Source organism: Bordetella pseudohinzii (assembly GCF_000657795.2).
Classification (GTDB): domain Bacteria; phylum Pseudomonadota; class Gammaproteobacteria; order Burkholderiales; family Burkholderiaceae_B; genus Bordetella; species Bordetella pseudohinzii.
Genome location: NZ_JHEP02000011.1, coordinates 73,640 through 91,768, shown reverse-complemented (window position 1 = coordinate 91,768; position 18,129 = coordinate 73,640). Strand labels below are relative to the sequence as shown.

The window sequence follows — 18,129 nt, the reverse complement described above, 5'->3', positions numbered from 1 at the left end:
GGCAGGCGCACAATCAGCGGGTAAGGCGGCATCCCTGCCCAGCGCTCAAAGGAAAACCGACATGACCGGCGCCCCCGTCCCCAGCCCTGCCCCCGATGTCATCCTGCACAATGGCCGCTTCACCACCCTGGACCGCGCCAACCCCACGGCCGGCGCGGTCGCGATCAAGGAGGGCCGCTTCCTGCGGGTCGGCCGCGACGAGGACGTGCTGCCCTTGGCCGGCGGCGCCACCCGGGTCATCGACCTGCATGGCAAAAGCGTGCTGCCGGGGCTGATCGACAATCACCTGCACATCATCCGCGGCGGCCTGAACTACAACATGGAATTGCGCTGGGACGGGGTCAAGCGCCTGGCCGACGCCATGGACATGCTCAAACGCCAGGTGGCGATCACCCCCGCGCCGCAATGGGTGCGCGTGGTGGGCGGATTCACCGAACACCAATTCGCCGAAAAACGCCTGCCGACCCTGGCCGAACTGAACGCCGTGGCGCCCGACACCCCGGTCTTCATCCTGCACCTCTACGATCGCGCGCTGCTCAACGGCGCGGCCTTGCGCGCCGCGGGCTATACCAAGGACACGCCGCAGCCCCCGGGCGGCGAAATCGTGCGCGACAGCGCGGGCAATCCCACCGGGCTGCTGCTGGCCAAGCCCAACGCTTCCATCCTCTATGCCACCCTGGCCAAGGGCCCCAGGCTGCCGTTGGACTACCAGATCAATTCCACGCGCCACTTCATGCGCGAACTCAATCGGCTCGGCGTGACCGGCGCCATCGACGCCGGCGGCGGCTCGCAGAATTACCCCGAGGATTACCAGGTGATTCAGCAACTGGCCGATGCCGGCCAGCTCACCCTGCGCCTGGCCTACAACCTGTTCACGCAGAAACCCAAGCAGGAGAAGCAGGACTTCCTGAACTGGACCTCGACCTCCAAGTACAAGCAGGGCGACGACTACTTCCGCCATAACGGCGCGGGCGAAATGCTGGTGTTCTCGGCCGCCGACTTCGAGGACTTCCGCCAGCCCCGGCCCGAGATGGGCCCGGAGATGGAAGGCGAGCTGGAGGAAGTGCTGCGGGTGCTGGCGCAGAACCGCTGGCCCTGGCGCCTGCACGCCACCTATGACGAAACGATAGATCGGGCGCTGGACGTGTTCGAGAAGGTCGACCGCGACATCCCGCTTGCCGGCCTGAACTGGTTCTTCGACCATTGCGAGACCATCTCCGAAAAATCGATCGGCCGTATCGCGGCGCTGGGCGGCGGCATCGCCGTGCAACACCGCATGGCCTACCAGGGCGAATACTTCATCGAACGGTATGGCGCGGCGGCCGCGGCGGCCACCCCGCCGGTCAAGCGCATGCTCGAACTGGGCGTGAATGTCTCGGCCGGCACGGACGCCACTCGCGTGGCGTCCTACAACCCCTGGGTCTCGCTGTCCTGGCTGATCACCGGCCGGACCGTGGGCGGCACCCAGCTTTACCCCCAGCGCCATTGCCTGGACCGCGAGACGGCGCTGCGCATGTGGACGGAGAAGGTCACCTGGTTCTCCAACGAAGTCGGCAAGAAGGGGTGCATCGAGGCCGGGCAGCTGGCCGACCTCATCGTCCCCGACCGCGATTTCTTCGCCTGCCCCGAAGCGGAGATCGCCGACACCACGGCCCTGCTCACCATGGTCGGCGGCAAGGTGGTCTATGGCGCCGGCCCCTTCGCCTCGCTGGATGAAAGCGCCCCGCCCCCCGCCATGCCCGATTGGTCGCCGGCGCGCACCTTCGGCGGCTATGCCGGCTGGGCCGACACGGCCGCCCCGGCCGATGGCACGCCCCTGCAGAAGGTCATGCGCCACGCCGCCGCGGCCTGCGGCTGCGCCAATCAGTGCAATGTGCACGGCCATCGCCATGCCACCGCCTGGAGCAGCAAACTGCCGGTGGCCGATCTGAAGAGTTTCTGGGGCGCGCTGGGCTGCGCCTGCTGGGCGGTGTGACATGGCTGAGAACACCCAACCGAACACGCCGGCCCCGGGGGCTTTCGCGCCGCTCAGGCAATCGGTCTTCGCGGTATTGTGGGCCGCCGCGGTGCTGGGGAATATCGGCAGTTTCATGCGCGATGTGGCCAGCTCCTGGCTGATCACCGATCTGTCGGCCAACCCGACCGCGGTGGCCCTGATCCAGACCGCGGCGACCTTGCCGGTCTTTCTGCTGGCCATTCCGGCGGGTGTGCTGTCGGACATTCTGGACCGCCGCCGTTTCCTGATTTTCGTGCAATTGGTGCTGGCCGGCGTCAGCGGCACGCTCCTGCTGCTGTCGTATACCGGCGCCCTGACGGTGGAGTACCTGATCGCGCTGACCTTCGTGGGCGGGATCGGCGCGGCGCTCATGGGCCCGACCTGGCAGGCCATCGTGCCCGAACTGGTGCCGCAAAAAGACCTCAAGGGGGCGGTGGCCCTGAATTCGCTGGGCATCAATATCGCGCGCGCCATCGGCCCGGCCGCCGGGGGCCTGATCCTGGCCAGCTTCGGCGCGGCGGTCACCTACGGCATGGACGTGCTGAGCTATGTCTTTGTCATCGCGGCGCTGCTGTGGTGGAAGCGGCCGGCGGCCACGGACACGGCGCTATCGGAAAACTTCCTGGGCGCTTTCCGCGCCGGCCTGCGCTACACGCGCGCCAGCAAGGAGCTGCACCGCGTGCTGCTGCGCGCGGCGGCCTTCTTCTTGTTCGCCAGCGCCGTCTGGGCCCTGCTGCCGCTGGTGGCACGCCAGATGCTGGGCGGCACGGCGAGTTTCTATGGCGTGCTGCTGGGCGCCGTGGGCGCGGGCGCCATCGCGGGCGCCCTGGTCATGCCCCGGTTGCGCCGCTGGCTGGACGCCGATGGCCTGGTGTTGCTGGCCTCGCTGGCCAGCGCCGCCGTCATGGGCGCGCTGGTGCTCGGTCCGCCCCAGTGGCTGGCCGTGGCCCTGTTGCTGCTGCTGGGCATGGGCTGGATCATGGCCCTGACCACCTTCAATAGCGTGGCGCAAGCCATCCTGCCCAACTGGGTGCGCGGCCGCGGCTTGGCCGTCTACCTCATGGTGTTCAACGGCGCCATGGCCGCCGGCAGCCTGGGCTGGGGCGCGGTCGCCCGCGGAATCGGCGTGCCGGGCGCGCTGGCGTCGAGCGCGGCCGGCCTGGTGATCGTGGCCCTGCTGTTTCACCGCGCCCGGCTGCCGGCGGGCGAGGCGGACCTGCAGCCCTCCAACCACTGGCCCGAGCCGCTCCTGACGGAGCCGGTCGCGCACGACCGCGGCCCGGTCATGGTGCAGATCGAATACCGCATCCGCAAGGAGGACCGGCCCGCCTTCCTGGCCGCGATCAAGCGCCTGTCGCTCGAACGCATGCGCGACGGCGCCTACGCCTGGGGCGTGACCGAACACACCAGCGACCCCGAGCGGGTGATGGAATGGTTTCTGGTGGAATCCTGGGCCGAGCATCTGCGCCAGCATCGCCGCGTCTCGCACGCCGACGCGGATCTGCAAAACGAGGCGGCGCGCTTTCACATGGGCCCCGGCAAGCCGGTGGCGCAACACTTTCTTGCGCTTTGACGCCCGGATGAAAAAAGCCCGCAAGCATGGCTTGCGGGCTTTTCCGACAATCTGGCGCGCCCGGCAGGATTCGAACCCACGACCCCTTGGTTCGTAGCCAAGTACTCTATCCAACTGAGCTACGGGCGCTAAAGAGGCGTGTTTATAGCATGCGCCGCCGGCAAGCACAAATCCACACCCCCGCCACGCGCACGCCCGCCCGGACGTTGCCGCAAATGATACCCACAGGTATCATTTTCTAGGACTCCCCCCAAACATGGCCAGGCGCCTCCGCCCGGCCCCCCGCGCCCGCCGCGCGGGTGAGAACACAAAGGCAGACACCCATGGTCCCCTCCCCTTATCGTCCCCCTTGGTACGTGGCGCTCTTTGGCATCGTGCTGGCCCTGATCGGCCTGGCGCTGACCGTGGGCGGCGCCCGATTGGTCAGCCTCAGCGGCTCCTGGTACTACCTGATCGCCGGTCTGGGCATGCTGGCGGCCGGCATCCTGCTCATGCGCCGCCGCAGCCTGGGCGCCTGGCTCTATGCCCTCGTATTCGTGGGAACGGTGGCCTGGGCCTTATGGGAAGTCGGCAGCGATTTCTGGCAGCTGGTGCCGCGCCTGGTCGGCCCCATCGTCCTGGCGCTGGTCACGCTGCTGATCTGGCCGGCCCTGCATGAGGGCGGCATGCGCAGCCGCGTGCGCCGCAATGCCTATCCCCTGGCCGGCGTGGCCGTGCTGGCGCTCATCGGTTTCGGCGTAGGCATGTTCCGCCCGCAAGGCGTGATCCGCAATGAGGCGGGCGCCCAGCCCCAAGTCGCCGCCGCGCCGCAGCCGGCGGCCGATTGGCAACACTATGGGCGCACGCCCGCGGGCACGCGCTACGCGCCGCTGACCCAGATCGACCCCAAGAACGTCGACCAGCTGCAAGTGGCCTGGACCTTCCGCACCGGCGATATCGCCGACAAGGGCGCCGAGAACCAGAACACCCCCATACAGATCGGCGACACCCTCTATGTCTGCACGCCGCGCAACAAGGTCTTCGCGCTGGAAGCGGACACCGGCAAGGAGCGCTGGCATTTCGATCCCGAGGCTTCCTCGCCGGTATGGCAACGCTGCCGCGGCGTCGGTTATTACGAAACCGCCGCCGCCCCGGCGGCTGGCGAGGCGTCAGCGGCGGCCTGCCGCAAGCGCATCATCCTGAGCACCATCGATGCGCGCCTGATCGCGCTGGACGCCGATACCGGCAAACCCTGCGAAGACTTCGGCCAGCACGGCACCGTGGATCTCAAGCAAGGCATGGGCGAGGTCAAGCCCGGCTATTACTTCCAGACCTCCGCCCCCACGGTCGTGCGCAACATGATCGTGATCGGCGGCTGGGTGTTCGACAACCGCGCCGTCGACGAACCCTCCGGCGCGGTGCGCGCCTTCAATGCCGACACCGGCGAACTGGCCTGGGCCTGGGACATGGGCGATCCGTCCATCACGGGGGTGCCGCCCGAGGGCAAGACCTACACGCGCGGCACGCCCAATGTATGGTCGACGCCGGCTTTCGACGACAAGCTGGGCCTGATCTATCTGCCTACCGGCAACTCGCCGCCGGACTTCTGGGGCGCCCATCGCAGCGACGCCGCCGAAAAGCATGCCTCGGCCGTGGTGGCGCTGGACATCGCCACCGGCCGGGAACGCTGGACCTTCCAGACCACGCATCACGATCTCTGGGACTATGACGTCGCCTCGCCGCCCGCGCTCTACGATATCCCCGATGGCAAGGGCGGCGCGCAGCATGCGCTCATCCAGCTGACCAAGCGCGGCCAGATCTTCCTGTTGGACCGCGCCACCGGCAAGCCGCTGGCCGAGGTGAAGGAACTGCCGGTGCCGCAAGGCGGACAGCAAGGCGATTGGACCTCGCCCACCCAGCCCTATTCGGTCGGCATGCCGGCCATCGGCACCGAGCCCTTTACCGAGGCCCGCATGTGGGGCGCCACCTTCTTCGATCAGCTCTGGTGCCGCATCGAGTTCAAGAAGATGCGCTATGAAGGCGAGTTCACGCCGCCCACGACCCAGCGCAGCCTGCAATACCCGGGCTATTACGGCGGCATGAACTGGGGCGGCGCGGCGGTCGATGAGTCGCGCGCCTATCTCATCGTCAATGACATCCGCATGCCGCAATGGATACAGCTCATCCCGCGCGCCGACGCCGACAAGGAGGGCGCGGCCGGCGTGCACGACGGCTTCGCCCCGCAGACCGGCACGCCTTATGGCGTGTCCAAGAACGGCTTCATGTCGCCGCTGGGCGTGCCCTGCCATGCGCCGCCCTATGGCACGCTGTCGGCCATTGACCTGAAGACGCGCCAGTTGGTATGGCAGGTTCCCATGAGCACGCTGCAGGACACCGGCCCGCTGGGCATGAAGACCGGCCTGCAGATTCCCATCGGCATGCCCACGCTGGGCGGCCCGCTGGCCACGGCGTCGGGTCTGGTGTTCTACGCCGGCACGCAGGATTACTATCTGCGCGCCATGGACACCGCCTCGGGCCAGGAGCTCTGGAAAGCCCGCCTGCCGGTGGGCGCGCAGGCCACGCCGATGAGCTTTGTCTCGCCCAAGAGCGGGCGGCAGTATGTGGTACTGTCGGTCGGCGGTTCGCGCCAATCGCCCGACCGGGGCGACTACGTGATCGCCTACGCCCTGCCCGGCAAACCCTGAGCCCGCCCGCAAGACCATGACCGCCCCCGACCCGACCGCCGCCATGCCTGCTGCCTCGCCGCGCGGCCGGGTCACCCGGCGCGGGCGCGACCGCGGCGAGCAATTGCTGCGCGTGGCCGCCGATCTCTTCCTGGCGCGCGGCTATGACAACGTCACGCTGGATGAGATCGTGGCGCTGGCGGGCGGCTCCAAGACCAATATCTACCGCTACTACGGCAATAAGCAGGGTTTTTTCCGCCATGTGGTGGAATATCTCTGCGATGGTTTCCTGGCTCCCCTGTTGAGCCTGGACGTCGAGACCGGCGGACTGGAAGGCGCGCTGCGCCGCCTGGCCCGCACCCTGGTCGCCGCCATGCTGCAACCGCGCCAGGTGGCCTTCTATCGCATGGTGGTGGCCACCTCGGCGCGCCTGCCCGAAGTCGGCCGGGCCTGGTTCGCCCATGGCCCGGCGGCCTCGCGCGCGGCCTTCGCCCGCCTGCTGCGGGCCCAGATCGCGCTGGGCGGCATCGACGCCGGCACGCGCGTGGACGAAGTCGCCGCTCAATTGCATGGCGCCCTGGTCTACGATTTTTTCACCCGCACCGTCATGCTGGGCGCGCATCCCGACAACGCGGATGTCGAAGCGGCCATCGATGCGCTGGTGCGCAGCGCCAAGCGCTGGCTTTCCCCCGACGCTCAGTGACCCCATCCCGTTTTCTCTGTCCGCTCGTCCTGCTGCTGCCCCTGCCCGCCCTGGCGCAGACACCCACCCTGGCCCCCATCGTCGTGACCGGCACCCGCAACGGAACCTCGGTGCTGGATACGCCCGCCTCGGTGGACGTGATCGACGGCAAGGCCCTGCGCGCCCATGCGCTGCAGATCAATCTGTCGGAAAACCTCGGCGGCGTGCCCGGCCTGCAGATCCAGAACCGCCAGAACTATGCGCAAGATCTGCAGCTGTCGATCCGCGGCTTCGGGGCGCGCTCGACCTTCGGGGTGCGCGGCTTGCGGCTTTATGTGGACGGCATCCCGGCCACCATGCCCGACGGCCAGGGCCAGACCTCCAACATCGACATCGGGTCGGCCGACCGGGTGGAAGTGCTGCGCGGCCCCTATTCGGCGCTCTACGGCAACTCCTCGGGCGGCGTGGTGCAGGTCTTCACCGAAGACGGCGCCCGCCCGCCGCGCCTGCAGGCCAGCATGGCCGCCGGCAGCTACGGCACCTTCCGCTATGGCGCCCAGGCCAGCGGCGCGGCCGGCGCCGGCATCGGCGAGCTGGACTATGTGGTCAACCTCAGCCGCTTCACCACCGACGGCTATCGCGACCATAGCGGCGCGCGCAAGAACCTGGCCAATGCCAAGCTGGGCCTGCAGCTGGACGATGCCAGCCGCCTGACCCTGGTCCTGAACAGCGTCGATCTCAAGGCCCTGGATCCCATGGGCCTGACGCGCCAGGAGTTCGACAGCGACCCGGCCGGCGCCTCGCCCGCGGCCGAACGCTTCAACACCCGCAAGACCGTGCGGCAGACCCAGGGCGGCCTGATCTATGAGCGCAAGATCGACGCCGACAACGACCTGCGCCTCATGGTCTATTACGGCCAGCGCGAAACCTGGCAATACCAGAGCATTCCGGTGGCCGTGCAGCGTCCGCCGACCCAGCCCGGCGGCGTCATCGGCCTGCAACGCGACTACGGCGGCGTGGACGCGCGCTGGACCTCGCGCACGCGCCTGGCCGGCCGTCCCCTCACCCTGGTCGGCGGCGTGGCCTATGACAGCCTGCGCGAGCGCCGCAAGGGCTACCAGAACTTCGTGGACGGCGGCGCCATCCTGGGCGTCAAGGGCGCGCTGCGCCGCGACGAGACCAACGAGGTCTACAACATCGATCCCTACCTCCAGGCATCCTGGGAATTCCTGCCCCGCTGGACGCTGGATGCGGGCCTGCGCTACAGCACGGTGGATTTCGATTCGCGCGACCACTACATCGCGCCCGGCAATGGCGATGACAGCGGCAGGGCGCGCTATCGCCGCGCCCTGCCGGTGGCGGCGCTGCGCTACGCGATCGATGAAGACAGCAATGTCTATATCTCGTATGGCAAGGGATTCGAGACGCCCACCATGAACGAGATCTCCTATCGTCCCGACGCGCGCCCCGGCCTGAACTTCGGCCTGCAGCCCTCGGTCAGCAGCAATCTGGAGGCCGGCATCAAGCATCGCCTGGCCGGCGGCCTGGCCACGGCAGCCGTCTTCCACACCAGCACCGACAACGAGATCGTCTCGGCCGGCAGCATCGACGGACGCAGCAGCTATCGCAACGCCGGACGCACGCGCCGCGACGGCGCCGAACTAGCCTGGGAAAACGAGTTCGGCTCGCATTGGCGCACGCGCCTGGCCTACACCTTCATCAATGCGCGCTACCGCGACGACGTGGCCGGCAGCGGCATCTCGGCCGGCAACAACATCCCCGGCGTGGCGCGCCAGGCGCTGTACGCGGCCCTGGCCTGGGCGCCGCCCGAAGGCTGGCAGGCCGGCATCGAGGCCCGCTACCTCGACAAGCTCTATGTCGACGACGCCAACAGCGACGCGGCGCCCAGCTATGTCGTGGCGGCGCTGTCGGGCGGCTATATCTGGAAAAACGGGCCCTGGACCTGGAACGCCTATGCCCGCGTGGACAATGTCTTCGACCGCCGCTACGCCGGCTCGGTCATCGTCAACGAAGGCAATGGCCGCTATTTCGAGCCCGCGCCCGGGCGCAACTGGAGCGCCGGCCTGACGCTGGCCTACCGCTTCTAGCCGGCCCGGGCCGCGCCGGCCTCAATCGGCAAAGCGCAGGCGCGCAAAGCTGGCGGCGCTCGCCAGCGCGGCGCAGAGCGCCCCCAGCCACAGGGCCCAGCCGGTGCCGCCCATGCCCGCCATGTGCAGACAGGCCGCCACCAGCGCGGCGCCCGAGGACTGGCCCAACAGGCGCACCGTGCCCACCATGCCGCTGGCGCCGCCCGCGCGTCCCGGCGGCGCGGCGCTGATGATGGCGCGCAGATTGGGCGACTGGAAAAACCCGAAGCCGGCGCCGCATACCGCCATGCGCCAGCCGATATCCCACACCGAAGGCTGGTCCGGCATCATGGCCAGGCCGAGCATGCCCAGGGCCAGCACGGCCAGGCCCACGCCGCCCAGCATGCCGGCGGGATAGCGATCCGACATCCGGCCCGCGATCAGCGCCGCCAGCGCCGCCAGCACCGGCCAGGGCGTGATCAGAAAGCCGGTCGCGACCTGGGAATAGCCCAGCACCTGCTGCAGCATGAAAGGCAGGGACACGAAGGCCAGGGCCTGAGTCGCGAAGGCGCAGACCGCCGTGGCGGCCGACAAGGCGAAGACCGGGCGGCGCAGCAGGTCCACCGCCAGAATCGGCGCCGGATGGCCGGCCTGACGGTAGAGCAGCAGCAGCAGACAGACGAGCGCCACGGCCAATTCGGCGGCCACGCGCAGCCCGGGCGCGTAGTGCGCCGCCTCGCTCAGGCCCAGCACCAGGAAAGACAGAAACCCCGCGCACAGCAGGCCGGCGCGCCATTCGAAGCGATGACCCGAAGGGGCCGTGGCCGGCAGGCCGCGCAAGGCCAGCACCAGCGCCGCGAGGCCAACCGGCACGTTGACCAGGAACAGCCAGTGCCAGGATCCATAGACCAGGATCAGCGAAGCCAGCGTGGGGCCGGCGGCAAACGACAACCCCACCACCAGCGCATTGATCCCCAGGCCGCGTCCCAGCGCATGCGAAGGGTAGATAAAGCGCACCAGCGCGCCGTTCACGCCCATCACGCCGGCCGCGCCCAGGCCCTGCAAGATGCGCGCGCCCACCAGCACCGGCAGCGAAGGCGCCAGCCCGCAGGCCAGCGAAGACAGGATGAAAACGATCAGGCCGGAGAGATAGACGCGCCGATGGCCGAACACATCGCCCATGGCCGCGGCGGGCAGCAGGGCCGCCACCATGGCGAGCTGGTAGGCGCTGATCACCCAGATCGAGGCCGACTCCGTGGCGTTGATCTCGCGCGCGATCGTGGGCAGGGCGGTATTGGCGATCGCGGTGTCCAGGCTGGCCATGCAGACCGCCAGCATGACGGCCGCCATGGAGCTCAAGCGTTCGGATTCCGGAACACCGGCGCCGGCCGGATAGACTTCATTGCGTGAGAACGTCAGCAGCATGGCGGCAAAAAGGGATGACCCAGGTCTTATATATGAGTTGAGCGTCACTATACTTCCAACATCCGCCCGCCGCGAAATTCGTGCTTACAGGCGGCTGTCGGCGGCCACCGCCAAGGAGAACGCCATGCAGGAATCCCGACCGCCTTTGCCTCCCTTCAGCCGCGAAAGCGCCATGCTCAAAGTGCGCGCCGCCGAAGACGCCTGGAATGGCCGCGACCCGGCCAAAGTCAGCCTGGCCTATACGCCGGACACGCATTGGCGCAATCGCGCCGAGTTCATCGACGGGCGCCAGGAAGTCATCGCCTTTCTCACGCGCAAATGGGCCCGCGAACTGGACTATCGCCTCATCAAGGAACTGTGGGCGCACGACCGCAACCGCATCGCCGTGCGCTTTGCCTATGAATGGCGCGACGACTCCGGCCACTGGTTCCGCTCCTATGGCAACGAGAACTGGGAGTTCGACGACCAGGGCCTCATGCGCCAGCGCCATGCCAGCATCAACGACCTGCCCTTGCGCGAGGACGAGCGCCTGTTCCACTGGCCGCTGGGCCGGCGGCCCGACGATCACCCCGGCCTGACCGAACTCGGGCTGTAGCGCGGCTGGCGGCGCCATCAAGCGCCTGCCATTGCAACCCCTCATTATCAAACCGCCGTGATTCGGGCCGATTGTGTTCGCCCGGCACGGCCGGCCCGCCCCCGGATGACTACCTTGCGCGCATGCATGCCGCGCAGAGGCGAGTGACAACCTGCTGCGACGCTTGCGTGAATGTCAATATGGGGAGCAAATGTCCTGACAACCGGTGGCATCGTGAGTGGTATAGGTAAGCACTACGGCTGGTGATACATAATGATGCGCCTACCGCCGATCTGGCAGGCACGAATAGTGATCGCGTCAATGCTATTGATACTTGTGTACTGGGACAGGGTTCGTCTTCTTCCCCAGTTCATGATACTAAGCATCGTGATACTCGACCGAGTTGCGGAAAGCGGGGAAATCAATCCTTACAGAGAGCTGCGCGGCTGGCGCATCATTCAAAACCCTTGGCTGGCATTTTTTCTAAGCTATGCCATATGGATGAGTTGGTTAGTTTTTGGTGAATAAGCAGCACGCCCACAAACTGCACAAGGCCCTGGCGCTACTCCTTGCCCTGGCATGTCTGCCGTCAACGGCAGTTCCACGTATCCCATCAATCTCGTCTGAAGAACGAGCGATATTAGTCACGCACTCCGTCAATGGCATGATCCGGATTGTCAGCTGGAAGGCGTTGCGGGATCAACGGATCGTCAAGCAGGATCTAGACTATTCCTGCGGGTCCGCAGCTCTCGCCACGCTGCTTAACGCCTACTACGGCCAAAACTTGACTGAGGCAGTTTTACTGCGGGCCATGAACAAAGGCGATGGTCGTGCAAGCTTTGCCGACATGGCACGAGTCCTGCCGCAATTCGGATTTAGGGCGCAAGGTTTCGCCACGACCTGGCATCAACTGAAAAAGCTGCGGAAACCAGTAATTGTCTATATCAGGCAGCGTGATGAGAATCACTTCTCGGTGCTACGCGGCATCAGCGATGAAACGGTATGGCTGGCTGACCCTGCCTATGGAAACCGCACCTACAGCCGGCAACAGTTCCTATCGATGTGGACTACTCGCGGCGACAAGCCCGATGCCGAATTGGTCGGAAAATTCCTTGCCATTTCCCCCGGCACCGACAGCATAGAAATCGAAACGGATTATTTCACCCGCAGGCCTGTCCGACAGACAAGATCGGTAGTCCATCCAGCAAACCGAGTCAAAACACCTTGGTTTGGGCGATAAGCCTAAAAAGGAAAAGGCCCGCGATTTGCATCGCGGGCCTTTTGTATCTTGGCGGAGACGGTGGGATTCGAACCCACGATGCAGTTTTTAGCCACATACTCCCTTAGCAGGGGAGCCCCTTCAGCCTCTCGGGCACGTCTCCGAAGAATCCGAGATTCTACACGAATTTTTTGCGGTTTTTGCCGGCTGGCCGGGAAAAATACGCAAAAAGCGGACGCCTCGGCGTCCGCCCGGCCTCAAGCCGCGGGCGCCTGGTCCAGGCCGAAGGCCTTGTGCAGGGCGCGGACGGCCAGCTCCATGTATTTGTCGTCGATGATGACCGAGGTCTTGATCTCGCTGGTGCTGATCATCTGGATGTTGATGCCTTCTTGCGAAAGCGTCTGGAACATCAGGCTGGCCACGCCGACATGCGAGCGCATGCCGATGCCGACGATGGAGACCTTGGCGACCTTCTCGTCGGTGACGAGCTCGCGCGCGCCGACGGCGGGGATGATGTCGCGCTTGAGCAGTTCGACCGTGCGCAGGTATTCGTTGCGGTTCACGGTGAAGGAGAAATCGGTGGTGCCGGCGACCGATTGGTTCTGCACAATCATGTCGACGTCGATGTTGGCGGCGGCGACCGGACCCAGGATCGAGTAGGCGATACCGGGTTTGTCGGGCACGGCCAGCAGGGTGATCTTGGCTTCGTCGCGGCTGAAGGCGATGCCGGAGACAACGGCGGCTTCCATTTTTTCGTCTTCCTCAAAAGTAATCAGCGTGCCCGAAACCATTTCTTCTTCGAGCGGAATGAGCGGGTCGGTCAGGGAGGACAGCACCCGGGTCGGCACACGGTATTTGCCGGCGAACTCGACCGAACGGATCTGCAGCACCTTGGAGCCCAGCGAGGCCATTTCGAGCATTTCCTCGAAAGAGACCACGGGCATGCGGCGCGCCTCGGGAACCACGCGCGGATCGGTGGTGTAGACCCCGTCCACATCGGTATAGATCAGGCACTCGTCGGCCTTGATCGCGGCCGCCACGGCCACGGCCGAGGTGTCCGAGCCGCCACGGCCCAGCGTCGTGATGTTGCCTTCCGGGTCCACGCCCTGGAAACCGGTGACGATGACCACGCGGCCGGCGTCCAGGTCGGCGCGGATGCGAGCGTCGTCGATCGAATTGATGCGGGCCTTGGTGTAGGCCGAGTCGGTCACAATGGGAACCTGCCAGCCGGCATAGCTGCGCGCGGCCACGCCCTCGGCCTGCAGCGCGATGGCCAGCAGGCCGCTGGAGGCCTGTTCGCCGGTGGCGGCGATCATGTCGAGTTCGCGCCCGTTGGGTTGCGGCGTGATTTCGCGGGCAAGGCCCAGCAGGCGATTGGTCTCGCCCGACATGGCCGAGGGCACCACCACGACCTGGTGGCCGGCGGCGTGCCACTTCGCGACGCGGCGCGCCACATTCTTGATGCGCTCGATGGAGCCCATCGACGTACCGCCATACTTGTGAACGATCAGGGACATCTCGTACTCTGGCTTGGGGCCCGCCAGGGCGGGCAAAGTCCATGATTTTAGCGCATGGTGAAATTTTGCGCAGACAGCGCCCGCGCGCGGCCCGATATCAGGGCCGCGTCGCGGCAGGCGGCGGCAAGGCTTCCAGCCACACCCTGCCCCGATGGCAGCGGATGACATGGCCCTCATGGACCACGCGCAGCTGGCGGTCATGGCCCAGGGCATGCAGCTGGCGCAGCTGCCGCATCAAGTCGGCCAGGCGCGCCTCGGTCGGCATGCGCAGGCCGGCCGCCGACAGCCAGTAGCGCAGCACCTGGGCCTGGCGCGGCGGCGACAAGGCGCGCCAGGGCGCCAGCCCGAAACCCCGCCCATCGCCATCCGGCTGCAGGCGCGCAAAGTCCTCGCGCGCCACCTCTTGCAGAATTTCCACGGCCTCGCCCATCTGGCGCGCATGGCGGGCCACGATGGCCTGCCAGCCCGGCCAGCGCGCATCCAGCAGCGGCGCAAGCGCGGTGCGCACGGCCGCCCGGGTATAGCGGGGGTCGGCGTTGCTGGGATCCTCGACCGCCTGCCAGCCGGTCAGGCCGGCGAAGGCCCGGGCCGCCTCGCGGATGTCCTGGCGGGCCAGATCCAGCCAGGGCCGCAGATAGACCAGCCCGTCGCGCAGGCTCCGCGCCCGCATGGCGGCCATGCCGTCCACGCCGGTGCCGCGCAACAGGCGCAACAGCACGGTCTCGGCCTGGTCATCGCGGTGATGGGCCAGCAGGACGCGGCCCGCCCCATGGCGGCGGGCCAGCTCGGCCAGGGCGGCATAGCGGGCTGCCCGCGCGGCCGCCTCGATGCCGCTGCCGTCCGCCGGCACGTCCACATGGGCCACATGCACGGCGATCCCGAGCAGATCGCCCAATTGCGTGGCGCGCCGCGCCCAATCATCGGCCTGGGCCTGCAGGCCGTGATGGACATGGAAGGCCAGCAAGGGCCGCCCAGGGTCGGCCAACGCCGCGGCCAGCGCGAGCATGGCCGAGTCGGCGCCCGCGCTCAGGGCGACGGCGACGGTCTCATCCTGGGGCAGTCCGGCCAGCGCCGCGCGCACGCGCGCCACCGGAACCGGCCCCAGGGCCTGGGCGTAAGTGTCGGGGAGAGGGCGGCGGGACATGGCGTCGCCCCGGCGGACTTATCCGCGGACTTCCTGGTAGCGGCCGTAAGCCAGCACGCGCTCCAGACGCTGCGCGACCAGCGCTTCGGGGCTCAGGCCCTGAAGCTGGCGCAGCGAATCGCCCAGGGCGCGGCGCAGCAGGCGCGCCATGACGCGGGGATCGCGGTGGGCGCCGCCCACCGGTTCGTTGACCACGCGGTCGATCAGGCCCAGGTCCTTCAGGCGCGGCGCCGTGATGGCCAGGGCCTCGGCGGCCTCGGGCGCCTTGTCGGCGCTGCGCCACAGGATGGAGGCGCAGCCTTCGGGCGAAATCACCGAATACGTCGAGTATTGCAGCATGAGCACGGCATTGCCCACGGCGATGGCCAGCGCTCCGCCCGAGCCGCCCTCGCCGATGATGGTCACGATGACCGGCACCTTGAGTTCGGCCATGACGTAAAGATTGTGGCCGATGGCTTCGGACTGGCCGCGCTCTTCGGCGCCGATGCCCGGATAGGCGCCCGGCGTGTCCACGAAGGTGAAGATGGGCAGCTTGAATTTCTCGGCCAGGCGCATCAGGCGCAGGGCCTTGCGATAGCCTTCGGGCCGGGGCATGCCGAAGTTGCGCGCGGCGCGCTCCTTGGTGTCGCGGCCCTTCTGGTGGCCGATCACCATGCAGGGCATGCCGTTGAAGCGGGCCAGCCCGCCGACGATGGACTGGTCGTCGGCATACATGCGATCGCCGTGCAATTCATGGAAATCCGTGAAGATCTCGCGCACATAATCCAAGGTATAGGGGCGCTGCGGGTGGCGGGCCACCAGCGCCGTCTGCCAAGGCGTCAGCTTGGCATAGATGTCCTTGGCCAGCGTCTGACTCTTCTGCTGCAGACGGCCGATTTCATCGGAGATGTCCACGGCGGAATCGGCCTGCACATAGCGCAGCTGCTCGATCTTGTTCTCAAGTTCGGCTAGCGGTTGTTCAAATTCCAGAAATGTATTGCGCATGAAGTGTGGTTCCGTTGATGGGCGCTGGCGGGCTCAGTACTGGACCGGGGTCGGTTCCAGGCTGCGCCACAAATACCAGGTCGCCACGGTACGCCAGGGCTGCCACGCCAAAGAGACCTCTCGGGCCTCGAAGCGCGAAACGGGCTCGCCGCTGAAATAGTGTAACGAGATTGCCTTGAGCAACCCAAGATCATCCAGCGGCAGCACATCCGGGCGCTGGAGATTGAAAATCAAAAACATCTCCGCCGTCCAGCGCCCGATGCCGCGGATGGCAACCAGCTCCGAAATGACGGCTTCGTCGTCCATCGTCGCCCAACGCTCGGGGTGAACTTTGCGCTGGCCGAAATGATCGGCCAGATCCTGCACATATTCGGCCTTGCGCTGGGACAGGCCGGCGGCGCGCAGCCCAGCCACGCCGGCGCGCAGCACCGTGGCCGGGGTGGGCCGCTTGCCGGCCACGTCGAGCAGCCGCGTCCAGAGGCCGTCGGCGGCCTTGGTCGAGATCTGCTGCCCGACGATGGCGCGGGCCAGCGTCACGAATGGCGTGCCGCGCGACATCAGCCAAGTATGGCTGTGCTGGGGGATGATTTTCTTGAGAATGCGGTCGCGGCGCATCAGGTGCGCCACGGCGTCTTCCCAATAATCGGGCTTGATGGATTCGAGATCGGAACTGGGCATGGGCGGGATCTCAGGCGCGCCGCCACTGGGTCACGCCGCCAGGCTTGTCGTCCAGTTCAATGCCGGCTGCGCGCAGTTCGGCGCGGATGGCGTCGGCGCGGGCGAAATCGCGCGCCTGCTTGGCCTGGGCGCGCTCGGCGATCAAGGCCTCGATCGCGGCGGCATCCAGCTGCTCGCCCGCCCCGCCCTGCTGCATGGCGGCGGAAGAGTACCGGGTGGGCGACTGGAAATAGGCCACCGGATCCTGCTGCAGCAGGCCCAGCAGCGCCCCCAGCGCCTTGAGTTGGCCGGCGGCGCGGCCATCGCGCTGGCGATTGGCCTGGCCCGCCAGCTCGAACAGCGCGGCCACCGCGCCGGAGCTATTGAAATCATCGTCCATCGCGGCCTTGAAGGCCTGCGCCTGGGTTTCGTCCCAGTCGATGCCGGCGCCGTCGGGCGCCACGTTCTGCAAGGCCTGGTAGAGGCGGTCCAGGGCATTCTGGGCGTCGACCAGATTGTCGGGCGTGTAGTTCTGCGGGCTGCGGTAATGGTTGCGCACAATGAAAAAGCGCAGCATCTCCGCCTCGCGCGGATTGACGGTGTATTCCGCCTGGCTGTCAGGCGCTTCGCCCTGCGCGATGGTCTGCCGGATGGTGCGGAAGTTGCCCAGCGATTTGGACATCTTGTCGGCATCGACCATCAAGGGCCCGCAATGCATCCAGATATTGGCCAAGGTGCCGCCGAAGGCGCCCTCGGTCTGGGCGATTTCGTTTTCGTGGTGCGGGAATTTCAGGTCCGGACCGCCGCCATGAATGTCCAGCGGCAGGCCCAGCAGGCTCTTGCTCATGGCCGAGCACTCGATATGCCAGCCCGGACGGCCGAAGCCATAGGGAGACTCCCATTTGGTTTCCGGCGGCTCCTCGGGCTTGGCGGCCTTCCAGAGCACGAAATCCAGGGGATCGCGCTTGGAGGAATCCACGGCCACGCGCTCGCCGGCCCGCAGGTCGTCCAGCGTCTTGCCCGACAGCTTGCCGTAGCCCGGAAAGCCGCGCACGGAATAATTCACGTCGCCGTCGTCGGCCTGGTAGGCCAGGCCCTTCTGCTCCAGGCGGCCGATGATGTCCAGCATCTCGCCCACGTATTGCGTGGCGCGCGGCTCCTGGTCGGGCCGCGCCACGCCCAGGGCGCCTTCGTCGGCGTGCATGGCGTCGATAAAGTAATCGGTGACCTCGTGCATGCGGCGGCCGGTCTCCACGGCGCGGCGGATGATCTTGTCATCGATATCGGTAATATTGCGCACATAATCGACGGCATAGCCGCTGGCGCGCAGCCAGCGCTGCACCACGTCGAAGGACACCAGCATCCGGGCGTGGCCCAGGTGGCAGTAGTCATAGACGGTCATGCCACACACGTACATGCGCACCTCGCCGGCATGGACCGGCTTGAAGGCTTCTTTGGTACGCGACAATGTGTTGTAGATGTGCAGCATGGCGCTCGTGTTTGGCTATCTGGGCGTCGTTGGAGGGTTGCCGGCCCGGCCCCGACATCGAGGGCGGACATACCCGCATGCCGCCCGGGGCGGGCATGCCTGAAGGCCATTGCCGCAAC

13 protein-coding genes and 2 tRNA genes are annotated in these 18,129 nt (G+C 67.1%); 7 read left to right on the top strand and 8 right to left on the bottom strand.

Annotated elements, in window-relative coordinates; genetic code table 11:
* Positions 1-61: 61 nt before the first annotated feature.
* Together L540_RS14915 and L540_RS14910 are read left to right on the top strand one after the other, a co-directional pair.
* Positions 62-1,975: an amidohydrolase gene (locus L540_RS14915; protein ID WP_043214352.1), complete on the top strand. Its 1,914-nt coding sequence runs from the start codon at positions 62-64 to the stop codon at positions 1,973-1,975.
* A gap of 1 nt (position 1,976) precedes the next feature.
* Entirely contained in the window at positions 1,977-3,569 is a 1,593-nt protein-coding gene (locus tag L540_RS14910) for an MFS transporter (RefSeq protein WP_043214350.1), read from the top strand.
* Positions 3,570-3,621: 52 nt separating this feature from the next.
* Here the strand turns inward: L540_RS14910 and L540_RS14905 are convergent.
* A tRNA-Arg gene (locus L540_RS14905) sits at positions 3,622-3,698 on the bottom strand.
* A gap of 194 nt (positions 3,699-3,892) precedes the next feature.
* Between L540_RS14905 and L540_RS14900 the strand changes: the two genes are divergently transcribed.
* From L540_RS14900 to L540_RS14890, 3 genes are read left to right on the top strand one after another with little or no spacing between them, the layout of a single operon-like run.
* On the top strand, positions 3,893-6,253 hold the full coding sequence (locus L540_RS14900; RefSeq protein WP_043214348.1) for a membrane-bound PQQ-dependent dehydrogenase, glucose/quinate/shikimate family: 2,361 nt from the start codon (positions 3,893-3,895) through the stop codon (positions 6,251-6,253).
* A gap of 16 nt (positions 6,254-6,269) precedes the next feature.
* Complete coding sequence (locus tag L540_RS14895) at positions 6,270-6,935, top strand: TetR/AcrR family transcriptional regulator (RefSeq protein ID WP_043214347.1); 666 nt, start codon at positions 6,270-6,272, stop codon at positions 6,933-6,935.
* A complete protein-coding gene (locus tag L540_RS14890; protein WP_043214346.1) occupies positions 6,932-9,022 on the top strand; it encodes a TonB-dependent receptor in 2,091 nt (696 codons plus the stop codon). The genes L540_RS14895 and L540_RS14890 overlap by 4 nt, the downstream gene beginning before the upstream one ends.
* A gap of 21 nt (positions 9,023-9,043) precedes the next feature.
* Here L540_RS14890 and L540_RS14885 read toward each other — a convergent pair whose 3' ends face one another.
* Positions 9,044-10,426, bottom strand: a complete 1,383-nt coding sequence (locus L540_RS14885) for an MFS transporter (RefSeq protein WP_043214344.1) — start codon at positions 10,424-10,426, stop codon at positions 9,044-9,046.
* Positions 10,427-10,550: 124 nt separating this feature from the next.
* Here L540_RS14885 and L540_RS14880 point away from each other — a divergent pair, with 124 nt between their 5' ends.
* Positions 10,551-11,021 (top strand): nuclear transport factor 2 family protein, encoded by a 471-nt coding sequence (locus L540_RS14880; protein ID WP_043214342.1) that lies wholly within the window; start codon positions 10,551-10,553, stop codon positions 11,019-11,021.
* Positions 11,022-11,520: 499 nt separating this feature from the next.
* Positions 11,521-12,240 carry a C39 family peptidase gene (locus L540_RS21585; RefSeq protein ID WP_231584819.1) on the top strand — a complete coding sequence of 240 codons (720 nt, stop codon included), beginning with the start codon at positions 11,521-11,523 and terminating at the stop codon, positions 12,238-12,240.
* 49 nt (positions 12,241-12,289) lie between these two features.
* On the opposite strand, the gene L540_RS14875 is transcribed toward L540_RS21585, so the two are convergent.
* The 6 genes from L540_RS14875 to cysS all read right to left on the bottom strand — a co-directional run bounded on the left by L540_RS14875 (position 12,290) and on the right by cysS (position 18,010).
* Positions 12,290-12,382, bottom strand: a tRNA-Ser gene (locus L540_RS14875).
* A gap of 94 nt (positions 12,383-12,476) precedes the next feature.
* The gene (locus L540_RS14870) at positions 12,477-13,736 is read right to left on the bottom strand and encodes an aspartate kinase (protein WP_043214341.1); all 1,260 of its coding nucleotides are present in this window, start codon (positions 13,734-13,736) and stop codon (positions 12,477-12,479) included.
* 97 nt (positions 13,737-13,833) lie between these two features.
* Positions 13,834-14,817, bottom strand: coding sequence for a tRNA lysidine(34) synthetase TilS (gene tilS, locus L540_RS14865; RefSeq protein WP_372432912.1), 984 nt, complete (start codon positions 14,815-14,817; stop codon positions 13,834-13,836).
* Positions 14,818-14,898: 81 nt separating this feature from the next.
* Positions 14,899-15,864, bottom strand: a complete 966-nt coding sequence (locus L540_RS14860) for an acetyl-CoA carboxylase carboxyltransferase subunit alpha (protein ID WP_043214336.1) — start codon at positions 15,862-15,864, stop codon at positions 14,899-14,901.
* A gap of 33 nt (positions 15,865-15,897) precedes the next feature.
* Positions 15,898-16,542, bottom strand: coding sequence for a DNA-3-methyladenine glycosylase family protein (locus L540_RS14855; RefSeq protein WP_043214334.1), 645 nt, complete (start codon positions 16,540-16,542; stop codon positions 15,898-15,900).
* A gap of 10 nt (positions 16,543-16,552) precedes the next feature.
* Complete coding sequence (cysS, locus tag L540_RS14850; protein WP_043214332.1) at positions 16,553-18,010, bottom strand: cysteine--tRNA ligase; 1,458 nt, start codon at positions 18,008-18,010, stop codon at positions 16,553-16,555.
* Between the last annotated feature and the right edge of the window lie 119 nt (positions 18,011-18,129).

What these genes read in the sequence shown, in the direction of transcription:
- L540_RS14910 (WP_043214350.1), top strand. Translation starts at nt 1,977, where the DNA reads ATGGCTGAGAACACCCAACCGAACACGCCGGCCCCGGGGGCTTTCGCG.
- L540_RS14860 (WP_043214336.1), bottom strand. Translation starts at nt 15,864, where the DNA reads ATGCGCAATACATTTCTGGAATTTGAACAACCGCTAGCCGAACTTGAG.
- cysS (WP_043214332.1), bottom strand. Translation starts at nt 18,010, where the DNA reads ATGCTGCACATCTACAACACATTGTCGCGTACCAAAGAAGCCTTCAAG.
- L540_RS14915 (WP_043214352.1), top strand. Translation starts at nt 62, where the DNA reads ATGACCGGCGCCCCCGTCCCCAGCCCTGCCCCCGATGTCATCCTGCAC.
- L540_RS14880 (WP_043214342.1), top strand. Translation starts at nt 10,551, where the DNA reads ATGCAGGAATCCCGACCGCCTTTGCCTCCCTTCAGCCGCGAAAGCGCC.
- L540_RS14895 (WP_043214347.1), top strand. Translation starts at nt 6,270, where the DNA reads ATGACCGCCCCCGACCCGACCGCCGCCATGCCTGCTGCCTCGCCGCGC.
- L540_RS14900 (WP_043214348.1), top strand. Translation starts at nt 3,893, where the DNA reads ATGGTCCCCTCCCCTTATCGTCCCCCTTGGTACGTGGCGCTCTTTGGC.
- L540_RS14870 (WP_043214341.1), bottom strand. Translation starts at nt 13,736, where the DNA reads ATGTCCCTGATCGTTCACAAGTATGGCGGTACGTCGATGGGCTCCATC.
- L540_RS14885 (WP_043214344.1), bottom strand. Translation starts at nt 10,426, where the DNA reads ATGCTGCTGACGTTCTCACGCAATGAAGTCTATCCGGCCGGCGCCGGT.
- L540_RS14855 (WP_043214334.1), bottom strand. Translation starts at nt 16,542, where the DNA reads ATGCCCAGTTCCGATCTCGAATCCATCAAGCCCGATTATTGGGAAGAC.